The organism is Tenacibaculum litoreum, assembly GCF_964513915.1.
GTDB classification, from domain to species: Bacteria; Bacteroidota; Bacteroidia; order Flavobacteriales; family Flavobacteriaceae; genus Polaribacter; species Polaribacter litoreum.
On record NZ_CAZEQS010000002.1, the window covers coordinates 277,607 to 293,887 of the forward strand.

The 16,281-nt window shown below is 31.5% G+C and carries 18 protein-coding genes; 7 read left to right on the forward strand and 11 right to left on the reverse strand.

The genetic code is table 11. The features are described from left to right. Positions 1-59: 59 nt before the first annotated feature. The 5 genes from bamA to ACKTTR_RS02565 form a co-directional block, all read right to left on the reverse strand. Entirely contained in the window at positions 60-2,603 is a 2,544-nt protein-coding gene (gene bamA, locus ACKTTR_RS02545; protein ID WP_408026380.1) for an outer membrane protein assembly factor BamA, read from the reverse strand. After that, complete coding sequence (locus ACKTTR_RS02550) at positions 2,596-3,348, reverse strand: isoprenyl transferase (RefSeq protein WP_408026381.1); 753 nt, start codon at positions 3,346-3,348, stop codon at positions 2,596-2,598. The genes bamA and ACKTTR_RS02550 overlap by 8 nt, the downstream gene beginning before the upstream one ends. Positions 3,349-3,351: 3 nt before the next feature. Next, positions 3,352-4,032: a type IX secretion system protein PorG gene (gene porG / locus ACKTTR_RS02555; RefSeq protein WP_408026382.1), complete on the reverse strand. Its 681-nt coding sequence runs from the start codon at positions 4,030-4,032 to the stop codon at positions 3,352-3,354. Between the two features lie 104 nt (positions 4,033-4,136). Further along, positions 4,137-5,033 carry an NAD kinase gene (locus ACKTTR_RS02560; protein WP_408026383.1) on the reverse strand — a complete coding sequence of 299 codons (897 nt, stop codon included), beginning with the start codon at positions 5,031-5,033 and terminating at the stop codon, positions 4,137-4,139. Between the two features lie 30 nt (positions 5,034-5,063). Next, the gene (locus ACKTTR_RS02565) at positions 5,064-5,723 is read right to left on the reverse strand and encodes a CBS domain-containing protein (protein ID WP_408026384.1); all 660 of its coding nucleotides are present in this window, start codon (positions 5,721-5,723) and stop codon (positions 5,064-5,066) included. 59 nt (positions 5,724-5,782) lie between these two features. Between ACKTTR_RS02565 and ACKTTR_RS02570 the strand changes: the two genes are divergently transcribed. Beyond that, positions 5,783-6,496, forward strand: coding sequence for a pyridoxine 5'-phosphate synthase (locus ACKTTR_RS02570; RefSeq protein WP_408026385.1), 714 nt, complete (start codon positions 5,783-5,785; stop codon positions 6,494-6,496). Between the two features lie 2 nt (positions 6,497-6,498). Continuing rightward, on the forward strand, positions 6,499-7,266 hold the full coding sequence (locus tag ACKTTR_RS02575; protein ID WP_408026386.1) for an alpha/beta fold hydrolase: 768 nt from the start codon (positions 6,499-6,501) through the stop codon (positions 7,264-7,266). Between the two features lie 74 nt (positions 7,267-7,340). Here ACKTTR_RS02575 and ACKTTR_RS02580 read toward each other — a convergent pair whose 3' ends face one another. Next, positions 7,341-7,598: a hypothetical protein gene (locus ACKTTR_RS02580; protein WP_408026387.1), complete on the reverse strand. Its 258-nt coding sequence runs from the start codon at positions 7,596-7,598 to the stop codon at positions 7,341-7,343. A 146-nt stretch (positions 7,599-7,744) separates the two neighbouring features. On the opposite strand from ACKTTR_RS02580, the gene ACKTTR_RS02585 reads away from it, so the two are divergent. Then, entirely contained in the window at positions 7,745-8,125 is a 381-nt protein-coding gene (locus ACKTTR_RS02585) for a hypothetical protein (RefSeq protein WP_408026388.1), read from the forward strand. 22 nt (positions 8,126-8,147) lie between these two features. On the opposite strand, the gene ACKTTR_RS02590 is transcribed toward ACKTTR_RS02585, so the two are convergent. From ACKTTR_RS02590 to ACKTTR_RS02605, 4 genes are all read right to left on the reverse strand, one after another. Beyond that, entirely contained in the window at positions 8,148-8,597 is a 450-nt protein-coding gene (locus ACKTTR_RS02590; protein ID WP_408026389.1) for a TlpA family protein disulfide reductase, read from the reverse strand. 98 nt (positions 8,598-8,695) lie between these two features. Then, positions 8,696-9,274, reverse strand: coding sequence for an NAD(P)H-dependent oxidoreductase (locus ACKTTR_RS02595; RefSeq protein WP_408026390.1), 579 nt, complete (start codon positions 9,272-9,274; stop codon positions 8,696-8,698). A gap of 62 nt (positions 9,275-9,336) precedes the next feature. Beyond that, positions 9,337-9,903 carry a Crp/Fnr family transcriptional regulator gene (locus ACKTTR_RS02600; protein ID WP_408026391.1) on the reverse strand — a complete coding sequence of 189 codons (567 nt, stop codon included), beginning with the start codon at positions 9,901-9,903 and terminating at the stop codon, positions 9,337-9,339. A 78-nt stretch (positions 9,904-9,981) separates the two neighbouring features. After that, positions 9,982-11,061, reverse strand: a complete 1,080-nt coding sequence (locus tag ACKTTR_RS02605; RefSeq protein WP_408026392.1) for a hypothetical protein — start codon at positions 11,059-11,061, stop codon at positions 9,982-9,984. A gap of 256 nt (positions 11,062-11,317) precedes the next feature. Between ACKTTR_RS02605 and ACKTTR_RS02610 the strand changes: the two genes are divergently transcribed. The 4 genes from ACKTTR_RS02610 to clpX all read left to right on the forward strand — a co-directional run bounded on the left by ACKTTR_RS02610 (position 11,318) and on the right by clpX (position 15,190). Next, a complete protein-coding gene (locus tag ACKTTR_RS02610; protein ID WP_408026393.1) occupies positions 11,318-11,665 on the forward strand; it encodes a phage holin family protein in 348 nt (115 codons plus the stop codon). Between the two features lie 131 nt (positions 11,666-11,796). Then, positions 11,797-13,119: a trigger factor gene (tig, locus tag ACKTTR_RS02615; protein WP_408026394.1), complete on the forward strand. Its 1,323-nt coding sequence runs from the start codon at positions 11,797-11,799 to the stop codon at positions 13,117-13,119. A gap of 129 nt (positions 13,120-13,248) precedes the next feature. Continuing rightward, entirely contained in the window at positions 13,249-13,908 is a 660-nt protein-coding gene (clpP, locus tag ACKTTR_RS02620; protein ID WP_408026395.1) for an ATP-dependent Clp endopeptidase proteolytic subunit ClpP, read from the forward strand. Positions 13,909-13,951: 43 nt separating this feature from the next. Next, entirely contained in the window at positions 13,952-15,190 is a 1,239-nt protein-coding gene (clpX, locus tag ACKTTR_RS02625) for an ATP-dependent Clp protease ATP-binding subunit ClpX (RefSeq protein WP_408026396.1), read from the forward strand. A 73-nt stretch (positions 15,191-15,263) separates the two neighbouring features. On the opposite strand, the gene ACKTTR_RS02630 is transcribed toward clpX, so the two are convergent. After that, positions 15,264-16,196, reverse strand: a complete 933-nt coding sequence (locus tag ACKTTR_RS02630; RefSeq protein WP_408026397.1) for a leucine-rich repeat domain-containing protein — start codon at positions 16,194-16,196, stop codon at positions 15,264-15,266. Positions 16,197-16,281 lie beyond the last annotated feature (85 nt).

Here is a 16,281-nt window from a genome sequence, read left to right on the forward strand (position 1 = left end):
TGTATAATGTGTTTAGAAAAAACCGTGCCAAAACCTAGACGCATTATAAATGCATGATTTTAGAACTGTCTTCCAATTATAAAATGCGTTTGCCAACCTGACTTTTCAGTTAAACCAGGTAACGGATCGAAACCATGTGCGAAATCGATACCTAATAATCCAAATGCAGGCATAAATATACGAACACCTAATCCAGCTGAACGTTTTAATTTAAACGGATTAAATTCGCTAAAATTGTCATAAGAATTACCCGCTTCTAAAAACCCTACTGTATAAATAGATGCAGAAGGTTTATCTGTAATAGAGTAACGTAATTCTAATTGAAATTTGTTGTAAATAGCACCCCCATCAAGAGAAGAGATACGATTATTCTCATAACCTCTTAAACCAATTGTTTCACGTCCATCTAATTGCCCTTGAGCAATACCATCTCCTCCAACAAAATATCTTTCAACTGGCGTTAAACCTAAATCATCATTATAAGAGCCTAAATACCCCATTTCAAAATTAGACATTAACACTAGTTTATTAGCTAAGGATGTATACCATTTACCTTTTGCTGAAATCTTGTAATACTCTAACCATTTATATTTATCAGCTAAGTAAGCTTGACGTTCATCAGGTGTTGGATTTGTTGGTTCAGTATAGTCTTTTCCGTTTACTAATGAGTAAGGGAAAGTAGCTTTAGCCTTTATTGTAAATTCAGAACCATAAGTAGGGAAAATTAAACTAGGACCTGCAGAGTTACGGCTTAATGCAAATGTATAAGCTAAGTTATTCAAATCTCCTTGACTAAGAATATTGTTTGAAGAACCTACACGATATCCATAATCTTGTAGTTCTATCCTTTGGTAACTAATGTTTTGAGAAAGAGTAAAGTAATCATCAGGCCACTTTAAACGTTTTCCTAATCCAATTGAAGCACCAATGATACTTAAGCTTTCATCTTTGTTAACATCGTAGGTTGTATAATCAAAACGATATTGATTTGATAAATACACAGAGAATGATAAAGATTGTGGAGTTTTACCCCCTAACCAAGGCTCAGTAAAAGAGAAGCTATAGGTATTGTATGTTCTACTAGCTTGTAAACGTAAAGATAGTTTTTGCCCATCTCCCATAGGAAGAGGTTTGTAAGCTTCTTTATTAAAAATATTTCTAACAGAGAAGTTGTTAAAAGATAACCCTAAAGTACCTATGAAAGAACCACCACCATAACCACCCTGTAGTTCAATTTGACTTCCTCCTTTTTCAACTACAGAAAAATCAATATCTGCTGTTTTATTTTGATAATTAGGTTTAACATCAGGAGTTACATTTGTATCAAAGAAACCTAATTGACCTATTTCACGAATAGATCTAATAATGTTTTGACGACTAAATAAATCACCTGGTTTAACACGTAGTTCTCTATAGATTACATGGTCATTTGTTTTGTCATTTCCTGTTACTGTAACTTTCTTTATAGTTGCAGGTTCGTCTTCTCTAATACGAACTTCAACAGTAATAGAATCATTTTCTACTTTAGTTTCTACAGCGTTTACTTGAGAAAATAAGAAACCATTATTGTGATATAGTGTCTGGATGTCTTGAGAATTAGGAGTACCATCTCCAGAAATACGTTCTTTTAAAACTTTTCCGTTATAAATATCTCCTTTGTCAATTCGTAAGATATTACTTAAGAATTCGTCTGTGTACTCTTTGTTTCCTATAAAAACTATTTCATCAAAACGGTATTGACGACCTTCTTCAACTTCAATTTCAAGGTTTATAGTGTTATCATCATTCCAAACAACTTTATCAGATAAAACTCTAGCATCGCGATATCCATTTTCACTATACTTTTCAAGAATGCTTTTTAAATCTTCTTTGTAATCGTCTAAAATATACTTTGAAGCCTTCCAAAAACGACCAAAAATTTTACGTTTGGTGTTTTTCATAGCGCCTCGTAAAGTAGCATCAGACATAGCTTCGTTACCAGTAAAGTTTATTTCTTTAATTTTTATGCGATCACCTCTATCAATAAAAATAGCCATGCTAACGGTGTTAACATCTGAAGTATCTCTTTTAGTATCTAAAGAAACCTTGGTTTTTAAGAAACCTTTATCAGTATATTTCTTTTTAATAAAGTTACGTGTGGTTACAATAAGGTTGTCTGTAACCATTGCTCCCTTTTTTAATTCAGTTTCTTTTTTTATCTCTTTTATTTGTGATTTTTTTACTCCTGAAATTGTAACTGTAGTTAACTGAGGTAATTCAGTCACATCAAATTGAAGGTATACAGTTTCACCATCACGTTTAGATAAATAAACATCTACTTCACTAAATTGTTTGCTTTCGTATAACTTTTTAATAGCACTAGTAAGTTTGTCACCAGGTAATTTAATTGGTTGTCCTTCTACTAAACCAGTATATATTCTTACTGTTTGTTCATTAAATTTTTGTAATCCAGTTACAGTTATGCCTCCTAAAATATATTCTTTTCCTTTTTCATAGGAAATAACATTTGTGACGGTGCTGTCTTTAGGAGTTGTGTTTTGTGCTTGAGTACTCACCGCAAAAAGGGTGATAAAAAATACTAGTAAATACGAATATTTATTCATTGGTTTCAATCTGTTCACTGGTTTTTCCAAATCTTCTTTCTCTGTTTTGATAATCAATTATTGCGTCGTAAAGATGTTCTTTCCTATAATCAGGCCATAATACATCAGTAAAATACAACTCGGCATAAGCCATTTGCCAAAGTAAATAATTGCTTATTCTTTGTTCCCCGCTTGTACGTATCATTAAATCAACGTCGGGCAAATTAAACGTATATAAATGATTATTTATAATTTTCTCGTTAATTTTTTCAATTTCTATCTCGTTATTAACAACTTTTTTTGATATGTTTTTGATTGCGTTAACAATTTCTTCTCTTGAACCATAGCTTAAAGCAAAGGTTAAAGTGATTTTAGTATTGTTTTTAGTAGCATCAATAACTTTGTTTAATACTTTTTGAGCATTGCTAGGTAAGTTAGCCAAATTACCAATAGCATTTACTCTTACATTTTTACGTTGAAATTCGGGGAGTTCTTTTTTAAGGGTAGTTACTAGTAAGCTCATTAAAGCATCTACTTCTAACTTTGGGCGATTCCAGTTTTCGGTAGAAAAAGCGTATAAAGTTAAAAACTTAATACCCAGTTCAGAAGCTGTGTCAGCTGTTTCTCTAATGGCAGTTAAAGCATTTCTATGTCCGAAAACACGTTGCATTCCTTTACCTTTTGCCCATCTACCATTACCATCCATAATAATAGCAATGTGGTTTGGTACTTTTTGTAAGTCAATGCGCTGTAGTTTTTCTTCCATAATCTATTCTGCTATTCCACCAAAACAAGGCGGTCTTCCAAAGGTATATACAATAGAAACACCTGAGAATACATACCAGTCGTTTCCATTACCTCCAAAGTCTAATGAGTTTATTCTATCTGTTGTAAAGTCTATATCGTCTACAAATGTAAATCGTACACCTGTTTCAAATGCGATAGCAAAGTTATCTGCTAATCTTCCTTTAAGTCCTATACCGACAGGTACAGTGTAAGAAAATTTATTTTTTAAAAGTATCGTATTGCTAGATGAAGTTGGTTCCGGGCTTTTGTAGTTAAAAGCGGCAACTTCAGCTAAGATGTAAGGAGTAAATGTAGTTCTGTAATCGTTGATGTTATAATCAAAGAAATTAAATTCTACTCCAGCAGCAAACTCATGAATAGTGTTTGAAAAGCTAATACCTCTATTTTGGCGAAAAGCATTATCGGCATCATTATCGTTACCAGAAACAGGAATGTAAGTATAAGTTCCTCTTAAAGCAATTCTAGGGTTTAAGTTGTACTTGTATACAAGTCCGCCAGCAAACTCGTTAGGCGATATGTAATTAGTGCTACCTATATCACCAACATAGTTAGATCCACCGGCAAAAAAACCAATTTCGTGTGTTTGCGATTGTAAAGGTGTTACTACACAAGCCAATAATATTAATAAAATAAGTCCTCTCATTGTAAAATAGCGTGCAAATATAGGGAATTGAATTTGCTTTAAAAAGTTAATAATCCGTCTTTTTGATTAACTTTTTTTTTACGGTTTTATTGTAATCACTATGGTTATAACGATTCATTTCGTACATCTTCTCCCCATAAAAGTTTTCCACGCAAGGTATTCAAATAAGATTGATTTTTTGGTAGAACACTTTTTATGGTAAATGAAGCTTTCTTTATTTTTATTTTAGTGTCTAATGGAACTGTAGTAATACGAGAGTCTAAAGAAATTAAAAAATCTTTTTCACGAGCACTAACTTCCAAAAGAATTTCTGTGTCATCAGGAATTACCATTGGACGCGCATTTAAATTGTGCGGTGCAATAGGGGTAATAACAAAACTTTTTGAATTTGGTAAAATTACAGGTCCATCACAACTAAGAGAATAACCTGTAGATCCTGTTGGGGTTGCTATAATTAGTCCGTCAGCCCAATAGTTGGTTAAATACTCTGTGTTTAATGAGGTTTTAATGCCAATCATAGAAGTAGTGTTTCTTCTAGCAATAGTTACTTCATTAAGTGCAAAGTTAAGTTCAGCAAAATCTTCTGTAGCAGGAGATGTTTCTATTTGTAATAAAGAGCGTTCTTGAAGCGTGTATTCTTTTTTCAACATTAAATTAATAGCTTCCTCAATTTGGTCTTTTTGAATGGTAGCTAAAAAACCTAAGCGACCAGTGTTAATTCCCATTATTGGAATATCTAAATCTCTAATATAGGTTACTGCTCTTAAAATAGTACCGTCTCCACCTATGGTAAACATCACATCAAAAGTATTTGATAAATCATTAAAATGTGCGTAGGTAGGATACTTTTTGTTTAGCGAATTATTTTCAACAAATAAATTATAGAATTGTTGTTCAAAAAAAACAACAATGTTATGTTTTTCTAAAACAGTTAAAAGAATTTTTACTTCTTTTTCTGCAAGTGTGGTATAAGCTTGTCCGTAAATAGCGACTTTTTTCACTGTTGGAATTTTGTTTGGTTATTGAAAAAATTACATATCTAAGTACTTCCTTAAATAAGCAGCTCTATCTTTAAGTTCTTCTAAATAAAAATCATCTTCGTGTTGTGTAATAACGTTGTAACCGTATCTGCGAAATGTTTGAATAATTTCATTCATCTCTTCAGAAACAATTTTAAGAGTAACTTCAACGCTATTTATATTTTCAGAAGAAATATATGCGCCCAATAATTTACCGTTACTAGCTTCAACAATTTGTGCTACTTGACTCATAGAATAATCTGTTTTATTCTTATCAATAATCAAAGTATCACTCTCGTAATGTAAAAATGGGCTGTTAGCAAAAGCATCTAAAATATCACTCAATTCATAATAACCTACATAATACAAGCTTTTATCAAGAACAGGAATTAAATTTGAGTCGTTATCTGCAAATAAGGAAATTAAATCGAGTAGAGTAGCATTCTCATTTGTATAAAAATGATCTAATAAATAAGTGTATTCTCTAAGAGTAACATCTTTATTTTCAATAGTCTGAATATCACTTTCAGGCAAACAACCTACCAGCCTGTTATTTTCAACAACAGGAATATGGGTTATAGGCAAATCATTACACAGCTTTTGAGCACTTTTTACGGTGCTGTTTAGTGAGAGTGCTTTAATTTCTTTTAATATAAAATCGTTGATTTTCATTACTACGAATATAGTTTAAAATGTTGGAATGCGTTACCTTTGTAGTCTAATTTTATAGCATGACAAAGTTAAGTGTTAATATTAATAAAATAGCTACACTTCGTAATTCTAGAGGGGGTAACGTACCTAATTTACTAAAAGTAGCAGCCGATATACAAGATTTTGGAGCGGAAGGAATTACAATTCACCCAAGACCAGATGAACGACATATTCGTTACCAAGATGCTTATGATTTAAAATCAATTGTAACAACTGAATACAATATTGAGGGAAACCCAATTGATAAGTTTAAGCAAATGGTATTAGAAATTAAACCAACACAAGTAACGTTGGTGCCTGATAGTGTTGATCAACTTACATCTAATGCTGGTTGGGATACTATAACTCATCAATCGTATTTAAAAGATGTAATTGCTGAATTTAAAGAAGCAGGAATTAGAACATCAATTTTCATTGATACAGATTTAAAACTAATTGAAGCTGCTGCTAAAACAGGAACTGATAGAGTTGAGTTATATACTGAAGAATTTGCTACGCAGTACGAAAAAGGAAATAAAGAAGCTGTAAAAGTGTACGCAGAAGCAGCTGTTTTGGCAAATGAAGTAGGGCTTGGAGTTAATGCTGGTCATGATTTAAGTTTAGATAACATTCAATTTTTTAAACAAAATATTCCTCATTTGGCTGAAGTATCTATTGGGCATGCACTAATTTCAGAAAGTTTGTATTTAGGCCTAGAAAATGTTGTGAATATGTATTTACATCGTTTGCAATAACTATGGAAGTATTACACTCAAAAATAATTGGAGAAGGACAACCGTTACTTGTTTTACATGGATACTTTGGTATGGGTGATAATTGGAAATCACATGCCAATAAGTTTGCAGAAGATGGTTTTGAGGTACATTTAGTAGACCAGCGTAATCATGGACGAAGCTTTCATGCTGATGCTTTTGATTATGAGTTGTTGGTGGGTGATTTATATAACTATATTCAATATCATAAGCTTGAAAAAGTAGACTTACTAGGGCACTCCATGGGAGGAAAAACAGTAATGTTGTTTGCAACTGAATATCCTGAGCTAGTAAACAAGTTAATTGTTGCTGATATTTCTCCAAGAATGTATCCGCCACATCATCACGAAATTTTAGCGGCATTAAACTCTGTAGATTTTTCGGTACAAACTTCACGTAAGTTAGTGGATGAAAAACTGGCTGAGTTAATCCCAGAAAAAGGAATCCGTCAATTTTTAGCAAAAAATGTATACCGAAAAACAAAAGACGAATTAGCATTTCGTTTCAATTTAAAATCATTAACTGAAAATAATAGTGAAGTAGGAGTAGCGTTACCTTCTTTTACTGTTTTTGAAGGAGAGGCGTTGTTTTTACGCGGAGCAAATTCAGGATATATTTCAAAAGAAGATGAGCCATTAATTCAGGCGCATTTTCCAAAAGCAGTGATAAAAACAGTAGCCAATGCTGGGCACTGGCTACATGCTGAAAATCCAGAGGATTTTTATAAAGAAGCTATAACTTTTCTAAAGTAAAAAGCGAGGAGGAATTTATTGATTCCTAGTCCCTCGCTTAAAATACTCGCCCCCCGGCGAAAAACAAAAAATTATTAAGGGAAATCACTGTTTATTTCGTTAATTAAGCTGTTTATATTATTGTCTATTGCTTGTTGGTCTTTCATGTAATTGTGAAAAACAACCACAATAGCTTTTTCAATAGTTAAGTTTTTTCTTTTACCAGAATATACCTTCTGTATAGTTTCCAAAGAAAAATCATGACCATTTTTGCTCAGGTAGTTTTTTACCTTTTCGCGGTATTTAGGTGGTTTAATTTTTTCTAATTCTTTTCGTTGTATAGCAGTTATCATAAAAACTCAAGTTGTTTTTTAGAAGTAGATAGCACTTTTTAATTTATATTTGTACGTATCCTGTACTTATTACGAAGTAAAAATACAAACAAAAATCTAAATACAGAAACAAAATTAAATAAAATTTAGAAAAAAGTTATTTTTCAATGAGCGATTTTGTAGATGAAACTTATAAGAGAGTAGAAGAAGTAATTAATTATAAAAGGCTAAATATTAGGTCTTTTGAAGAGATTATAGATGTGTCTAATAATTCTATTGGTACTGCAATAAGAAGAAAATCGTCATTTAAAAGTAATGTGTTAAACAAAATTCTACATTCTTTTCCAGAAATAAACCCAACATGGTTACTTACAGGAAAAGGAGAAATGTTTCTTAACAATATAGATAAAGCTAGTGAGCCTGCATCTAAATACAATCTGCTAGATATAAAAAACAAGGTAAAAGATAACTTAATACACTTGTTGTTAGAAGATAAAGAGGTAAAAGAAGCAATCGCAACTCAAGTATCAGAAGTTCTGAAAAAATAATTACCAATAGTTACTTTTAAATTTAACCTCCATTTTCAGTCAGGCTTTCTAAAGCATAATACAGCCTGTTTTGTGCATTATCTTGCGATCCAAAGATAGATCGATATACTTCACCTTTAGGGGTTAGTAGTACCCACTGTGGCGTTCCTTCCGAATTAAAAAAATCATACATTTTGTGATTGTTATCTATATAAATAGGGAATGGAAGCTCGTTGATGGTAAAAATACTTAGAATGTCTTCTTTAGAAACAGTGTTGCTATTAAAGTTACTATGAATACCAATAACCTCAATGTCTTGATAAGTTTGTTTAAACTTATATGCTAGTGGAATGGCTCTACCAGTACAACCCAAGCAAGCATTATTGTAAAATAAAAGCAATAGAATTTTGTTAGCATATTTATCAAGTAAATCAACTTCGTTTTGATTTAAATCGGTGACTTTTATTGATGTTACAATTTTGCTAGTATCCATTTTGGTTTTTAATTGAAGTTTTAGCAAAGTTATTTAAAAACTAGAAGGTTTAAATCTCTACAAGCTAAAAACATTTTTAACTTGTAGAGTAAGGTCTGTTACAGTAGGTTCTTGCCTAAAGTATATACTTTATTTAGCCACAAATTTCTTTGTTTAGGAGTTGAGTCTTTCATTACTGAAAAGAAAGTAGTTTTAACAGGTTTAATGCCACAAAACTCTAATGTTCCTTTTTTAAATTGTCTAATGGCAGGTCTTTTCATAAACAAGTAATCATACCAACTAGGTGTATCAGAAGTTATAATAAGTCGAGAAGTTTTACCCTTTAGAAGCTTTTCAGGAAAAGGTTTCCCTTCAACAGGCTGAAAAGTAATTCCGGGTAAAAAAGCTCTATCAATAAAACCTTTCATCATTGCAGGGTAACCTGCCCACCAAACAGGAAAGAACCATACGATATGATCTGCTTTTTTAATTTTAGCTAATGAATCTTGTAAATCTGGTTCAAGCTCCGTTCTTTTTCGGTAACCAAATTTAAGATTAGGATTGAAGTTTAAGTCAGTAATGGTAATTTCTTCGATTTTAGCGTCAGTTTCCAAAGCGCCTCTTTTGTAAGAAGCTGCTAGTGCATGGTTAAAACTATTTTTATCAGGATGTCCGTTTATTAATAAAATATTCTTCATAATATATTTAAGATTATGAAGCAAAGTACGGTTGGTTTTACAAGCTTAAAAAGGACAATTGTCTAATAAAAAACCGATTTTCTAATTCGACTCAAATGTCGTTGCGTAATGCCTAAATAAGAAGCAAGATATTGTAGTGGTATGGTTTGTAAATAGCTAGGGTGTGTTTCTAGTAGTTTCTTGTAGCGGTTTTCAGCGCTTTCATTTTGCAAAACAAAAATTCTGTTTTCAAGATTTATATATTCTTGTTCAGCAAAAATTTTAAAAAGACGTAACCAATTAGTACTTGAATTTTCTAGTGCTACAAATTGTTCTTTGGTAATGCTGTATAGCTCAGCATCGGTTAATGCTTGAATATTTTCGTTAGTTTTTGTTTGAGAAATAAAAGACGAGTAAGCGGTAACAAAAGAGTTCTCTGATAGCAAACAATAGGTAACTTCTTTTTCGTCAGACGAATGATAAAAGGATCTGAAAATACCCGAAGTAATAAAAGCCACTTCTTTACAAGTATTACCTTCTTGTATAAAAAAATCACCTTTGTTAAGTTTTTTATACCTAACTAAATTTACAAAGTTGTCTATTTCTTCTTCGGAAAGAATGTTGTAGGAAGCTAAGTGTTTTTTGAGCATTTTGGAATGGAGTTTTTGTGTAAACAAAAATAAAGTTTAACAGGTTGGTAACCTTGGTTAGAAGGGAAGAATTTGTGTTTAAAATAATAAAAAGATTATCATAGTTATGATAATAAATATTATAAATGAGAGGCATCCTGAGTTTTCATTTTTATTAAGACTCTGATTTCTTTTTGCTTTTATTAGCTCTTTATGGAATTCTATCTCCCAGTTTTGAGGTAAGTCAAAAACAAACACTTTTTTTATTTCCTTAGGTGTGTTGTTTTCTTTTTCGTATTCAATAGATAAAGAAATAATATTATCAAGGTCTGAAGGTATGCTTGAAAGCTTTCTGATTTGAGAGCCTATTAAGTTTTTAAGTAAAGAAACTGGTCTTTCGTATTCTTCAGGAGGATTTACAAAATGAATTTTTTCTTCAAAAGAAATAACATGCTCAAGATAATCTCTAATTAAGCTAGTAGCATGATGGATCTCTTTAATGTCGCCAGGTTCACCTGGTTTTCCCCAGCTTTTTGTCAAGAGTTTAAGTAGTCCTTTTGCAGGTGTGGCTATTTTGGACATCTCATTAAGTCTGTCTTGAATCCAAGTAAATGATTTTTCTGGTTCAATTGTGGTAATGTTTTTTAAATATAAACCTTCCTTTAAGTCTTTTAGTTTTCTAAAGAGAGGAGTGTTGAAATAACGCATTAGTTCAGCTGTTAAACGATATTCCCAACCGTAGGGTTTGTCAAGTATGATTCGTTTAATAATTGGAGGGTAGTCTTTAAAATCTGCAAGAATTGAAGTTTGTTCTTTGTAGATAATTTGATCTGTGTTGTTTCCTAATGTTGAAGATATGTATTCTTCATGTTTCTCTCTCCAAGCAAATAAAATATTTGGAGTGTATTTTGTTTCATCTGTATCTATTAGCTTATGACAGTTTCTACATAGCCAAATTGAATTTGTAATTTCGGCTCTTGCAGTGTCGTTCATCTCGGAATTATATCTTTTAGAACCAATTCTTGCGCCAAATATATGAGCAGCTTCTCCAATTTTTGTGGATTTTTCAGGATTTGAATTTGGTCCAACAGTATTTACTCTACATTCAGGATTAGAACATTTATAGGCAGCTCTTTTAGCTAAGGTTTCAATAGTTTTTTTGTTGAAATCAGGATTCAATAATTAATTATGTTTTGGTTAATGGTAAGTATTGGTGTGTAATTGTTAATATGTGGTTTGGGTTGGTAAATTATTTTTTTGTGTTTTGAACGAATTTAAAGTAAATCAAGCAATAAACAAAGTTTTTGAACCTGCCAAAACAGCAGTTTTCTACTTTTGGTATGGTTGTGGTAAAGTATATGAAGTGTTATGAATTAATAGTTTCAGTTAAAAAGAGTAAATTTATAATTCATAACCAATTAAATAAAAAAGAAAAATGAAAACATTTTTAAAAGTATTATTAACTGCATTGGCAGTAATTGTTTTGGCAAATATTTTACCAGGAGTAACCGTAGCAAGTTATACAACCGCAGTAATTGTAGCGTTAGTAATTGCTTTGTTAAACCTATTTGTACGTCCGTTACTAGTGTTTTTTACATTACCAGCAACCATCGTTACACTAGGATTATTCTTGTTTGTAATTAATGCAGTAATTATATTATTGGCAGATAAACTAGTGTCAGGATTTGCAGTTAGCGGATTTTTTACAGCGCTCTTGTTCAGTGTATTGCTGTCAATTTTCAGATCATTAATGTTTTCACTATTAAAAGAAGGAGACGAATAAGTAACCTAAAACATTAAAAACTAGAAAATAAGGGAGGTAAAAAAGATAATATTCTTATAACTAAAAGTCTTGGTTATCAATAAATAAAGTAGTAATTTTGCACCCGATTTTTTAAGAAACAGATTTTTAAGATGAATATAACAAAAGAAAACGTAGATGCATTAAATGCAGTTGTAAAAGTTGATATTGTTGCAGAAGATTATCAAGATAAAGTAACAAAAGTATTAAACGATTACCGTAAAACAGCTAACATTCCTGGGTTTAGAAAAGGTCATGTACCAATGGGAATGGTAAAAAAGCAATACGGGAAATCAATAATGATTGATGAGGTAAACAAGCTTTTACAAGAGTCGTTAAACAAATTCTTAGTTGAGGAGAAGTTAGATATCTTAGGTAATCCATTACCAAGAGTTCAAGAAGATTTCAATTGGGATGCTGATAAATTCTCTTTTGAGTTTGAATTAGGGTTAGCTCCTGAGTTCGACGTAAACTTACAACCAAAAAACAAAGTAACTCAATATAACATTGTTGCTACAGACGAGTTAATTGAGAAAGAAGTTGAAAATATTCAATCTCGTTACGGTAAAATGTCTGCAAAAGACGAAGTTGCTGAAGAGACTAACGTAACTGGTACTTTCGTAAACGAAGAGAAAGAAATCAACAAAAAATCTACAATTTCTGTAAAAGATATTAAAGGAAAAACAAACTTAAAAAAGTTTGTAGGTGCTAAGGTAGGTGACGTTTTAGAATTAAAAACTAAAAACTTATTTGAAGACGAGCACAAGTTACAAGGAGCTTTAGGTGTATCTCACGACGAGGTTCACGATTTAGACATTCCTGTAACATTTACTATTGAAGAAATTACTGAGATAGAACCAGCAGAATTAGATCAAGAGTTATTTGATAAGTTATTTGCTGATGGAAGTGTAAAAACTGTAACTGAATTAAAAGAAAAAATTAAAGAAGACGCAGAAAAGCAATTCCAACAACAAGCAGATCAACAATTGTTAAACGCAATTACTGAGAACTTAGTAGATAACACTCAGTTTGATTTACCAGTTGAATTCTTACAAAAGTGGTTACAAACTGCAGGAGAAAAAGAATTAACTGCTGAACAAGCTGTTGAAGAATACAACAAGTCTGAAAAAGGATTACGTTACCAATTAATCGAAGGGAAGATTATGAAGGATAACGACATCAAATTAGACTATGCAGAGTTAGTAGACTATGCAAAAGGATTTATTAGAGCTCAAATGGCTCAATTTGGAAACATGAATCCAGAAGAAAAAGAATTAGAAGATATCGCGGGAAGAATCTTACAAAATCAAGACGAAGCACGTCGTTTACAAGAGCAATTAATTTCTCAAAAATTATTAGCTTTTTATAAAGAAAACATGAGCTTTGATACTAAAGAAGTTTCTTACGAAGATTTCATTAAAGAAGTATACAAGTAACAGTTAACAACTGATGTTATAAATAAAAACCTGAATGTACATTCAGGTTTTTTTAGCCATTAACTGTAACAAAATACTAACGAAATAGTTCTTATATTTACATCTTTATAACCCAAAAACATTTTAAAAATGGATTACGGAAAAGAGTTCGAAAAATACGCAACAAAGCACCACGGAATAAATAGCAACTACTACGGAAAAATTACAAGTAGTTTAACACCATATATTATGGAAGAGCGCCAGATGAATATTACTCAAATGGATGTTTTTTCTCGTTTAATGATGGATAGAATTATCTTTTTAGGTACTGGAATTAATGACCAAGTAGCTAATATAATTCAAGCACAGTTGTTATTCTTAGAAAGTGTAGATGCTAATAAAGATATTTCAATTTATATTAACTCTCCAGGTGGTGGAGTATATGCTGGTTTAGGTATTTACGATACTATGCAGTTTATTAAACCAGATGTAGCAACAATTTGTACAGGTATGGCCGCTTCTATGGGAGCTGTGTTAATGTGTGCAGGAGAAAAGGGAAAACGTTCGGCGTTACCACATTCTCGTATTATGATTCACCAACCATTAGGTGGAGCACAAGGACAAGCGTCTGATATTGAAATTACAGCTCGTGAAATTTTAAAATTAAAAGATGAGTTGTATCAAATAATATCAAAACACTCAGGTCAAACAGTAGAAAAAGTAAATCAAGATTCTGATAGAGATTATTGGATGAAAGCAGACGAAGCGAAAGCTTACGGAATGGTAGACGAAATTTTAACTAGAAAATAATAAACAGCTAATAGCAGTGAGCTGTTGGCAATAAGCTGATAAGATGTCGAAAGAAGAAAATTTACAATGTTCCTTTTGTGGGCGTAAAAAACCAGAAACCGATTTATTAATCGCAGGTTTAGATGCGCATATATGTGATAAATGTATTGAGCAAGCTCATGGAATTGTAGAAGAGGAAATAGCTGAAGCTAAAACAAGTGATTTATCAAAAGATCTTACCTTAAAAAAGCCAAGAGAAATTAAAGCTTTTTTAGATGAATATATTATAGGGCAAGATCAAACAAAAAAAGCCATGTCTGTGGCAGTATATAATCATTATAAAAGATTGTTACAAACCAGAGATGATGAAGATGAAGTTGAGATTGAAAAATCAAATATCGTTTTAGTAGGAGAAACAGGAACAGGAAAAACCTTAGTAGCTCGTACAATTGCAAGAATGCTAAACGTACCATTTTCTATTGTAGATGCTACCGTGTTAACACAAGCAGGTTATGTAGGAGAAGATGTAGAAAGTATTTTAAGTCGTTTGTTACAAGCAGCTGATTACGATGTTGAAAAAGCTGAAAGAGGTATTGTATTCATTGATGAGATAGACAAAATAGCTCGTAAAGGAGACAATCCATCAATTACACGTGATGTTTCTGGAGAAGGTGTGCAACAAGCTTTATTAAAGTTATTAGAAGGTGCAGTTGTAAACGTGGCTCCTAAAGGAGGTAGAAAGCACCCTGAACAAAAGTTTATTGAAGTAAATACAAAGGATATTTTATTTATTGCTGGAGGAGCTTTTTCTGGAATAGATAGATTTATTAGCAAGCGTTTAAATATGCAAGCGGTTGGTTATAGTGCTTCGGTAGAAGAAGATAAAATCGACCACGATAACTTATTACAATACATTACACCATTAGATTTAAAATCTTTCGGATTAATTCCAGAAATCATTGGTCGTTTACCAGTATTGAGTTATATGAATCCGTTAGATGAAGAAACACTTAGAGCTATTTTAACAGAGCCTAAAAACTCAATTATAAAGCAATATACTAAGTTGTTTTCAATGGATGATGTTGAGTTTTCAATGACTGAAGAAGCATTACAGTTTATTGTTAACAAAGCTGTAGAGTATAAGTTAGGAGCTCGTGGATTACGTTCGTTATGTGAGGCTATTTTAACCGATGCGATGTTCGATATGCCAAGTTCTGAAGAGAAAGAATTTAAGGTAACAAAAGAATATGCTGAGTCGAAATTAACAAAGTCGGCATTAAAGAAATTAAGAGCAGCATCTTAAAAATAGTTACCGAAAGAAATAAAAAAAAGCCATCAAATTTTGATGGCTTTTTTTTATTTTATAAACTAAATTGTTATTCTGTTTTATGAAGCTTACTATATTGCTGTATCCATTTAGTAATTTCTTCATCTTTAATGTCATACTTATACATAAGATCCTCTCTTATCTGCTTTAAGTATTTTTCGTTTAAAACACTTTTTTCATATTCAGAAATAACTAATTGTTTAAAGCTTTCAGCATACTTTTGTACAGGTTTTTTAACCTCTTTAGGTTCATCTTCAGTAATTTCTACTATCTTTTTTTCTGCCTCTTCTACAACAATTTCTTCAACAATCTCTTCTGTAACCTTGTTGTCAGCAACAACACCATTACTTGTTGCATAAGTAGTTTTTTCGTCTTTATACCATCCTTGAGGAATGTTAGCTAGTTGCTCTTCACTAACGATAATAGTTTTAATCTTGTTTCCTGTAACATCCATACTTTCTAAGTTAGGACAGTTTGAAACATCTAAGGTAGTAAGTTGATTGTAACTAGCATATAAACTTTGAATATTAGGGTTTTCACCAAGTATTAAAGAGGTTAATTTGTTATAATCACAACTTATATAAGTTAAGTTAGAATTTTTGCTAACATCTAAACGCTCAATTTTGTTTTCACTACAGTTTAAGAAACTAATAGAAGAGCTTTGCGATAAATCAATCTTTTTAATCTCGTTACCAAAACAATCCAAACGTTTTAAATTAGGAAAACTTTCTAAACCAGTTAAATCTTTAATTTTAGAATAAACGTTAGGTAAGTCTTTGTTTGTAACAGGATCATTAACATTTAAATTAGTAACATATTCTGCATCACTAATTGTAATACTACCGTTTAAACCGTTAGAATCAATTTTTAAATTGATTAAACATTCTTCTAAACCAATATCAGGAATTCGAATAGTTTCTTGTGAATAAATGTTAAATGCAAATAATGTTGCAAAACAAAAGGGGGTAATTGTTTTCATCATAAGGGGAATTTTTGCCAAAATTATGTAATTATATGTTTTTAGCAAATTAAATTTGCCAAGAGTTTTATAACAATAAACTAACTTT

Coding starts and splice junctions, on each gene's coding strand:
- ACKTTR_RS02585 (WP_408026388.1), top strand. CDS start 7,745: ATGAGCGATTTTGTAGATGAAACTTATAAGAGAGTAGAAGAAGTAATT.
- ACKTTR_RS02550 (WP_408026381.1), bottom strand. CDS start 3,348: ATGGAAGAAAAACTACAGCGCATTGACTTACAAAAAGTACCAAACCAC.
- ACKTTR_RS02570 (WP_408026385.1), top strand. CDS start 5,783: ATGACAAAGTTAAGTGTTAATATTAATAAAATAGCTACACTTCGTAAT.
- ACKTTR_RS02610 (WP_408026393.1), top strand. CDS start 11,318: ATGAAAACATTTTTAAAAGTATTATTAACTGCATTGGCAGTAATTGTT.
- ACKTTR_RS02580 (WP_408026387.1), bottom strand. CDS start 7,598: ATGATAACTGCTATACAACGAAAAGAATTAGAAAAAATTAAACCACCT.
- ACKTTR_RS02630 (WP_408026397.1), bottom strand. CDS start 16,196: ATGATGAAAACAATTACCCCCTTTTGTTTTGCAACATTATTTGCATTT.
- ACKTTR_RS02565 (WP_408026384.1), bottom strand. CDS start 5,723: ATGAAAATCAACGATTTTATATTAAAAGAAATTAAAGCACTCTCACTA.
- tig (WP_408026394.1), top strand. CDS start 11,797: ATGAATATAACAAAAGAAAACGTAGATGCATTAAATGCAGTTGTAAAA.
- clpX (WP_408026396.1), top strand. CDS start 13,952: ATGTCGAAAGAAGAAAATTTACAATGTTCCTTTTGTGGGCGTAAAAAA.
- ACKTTR_RS02575 (WP_408026386.1), top strand. CDS start 6,499: ATGGAAGTATTACACTCAAAAATAATTGGAGAAGGACAACCGTTACTT.
- ACKTTR_RS02595 (WP_408026390.1), bottom strand. CDS start 9,274: ATGAAGAATATTTTATTAATAAACGGACATCCTGATAAAAATAGTTTT.
- ACKTTR_RS02590 (WP_408026389.1), bottom strand. CDS start 8,597: ATGGATACTAGCAAAATTGTAACATCAATAAAAGTCACCGATTTAAAT.
- ACKTTR_RS02600 (WP_408026391.1), bottom strand. CDS start 9,903: ATGCTCAAAAAACACTTAGCTTCCTACAACATTCTTTCCGAAGAAGAA.
- clpP (WP_408026395.1), top strand. CDS start 13,249: ATGGATTACGGAAAAGAGTTCGAAAAATACGCAACAAAGCACCACGGA.
- bamA (WP_408026380.1), bottom strand. CDS start 2,603: ATGAATAAATATTCGTATTTACTAGTATTTTTTATCACCCTTTTTGCG.
- porG (WP_408026382.1), bottom strand. CDS start 4,032: ATGAGAGGACTTATTTTATTAATATTATTGGCTTGTGTAGTAACACCT.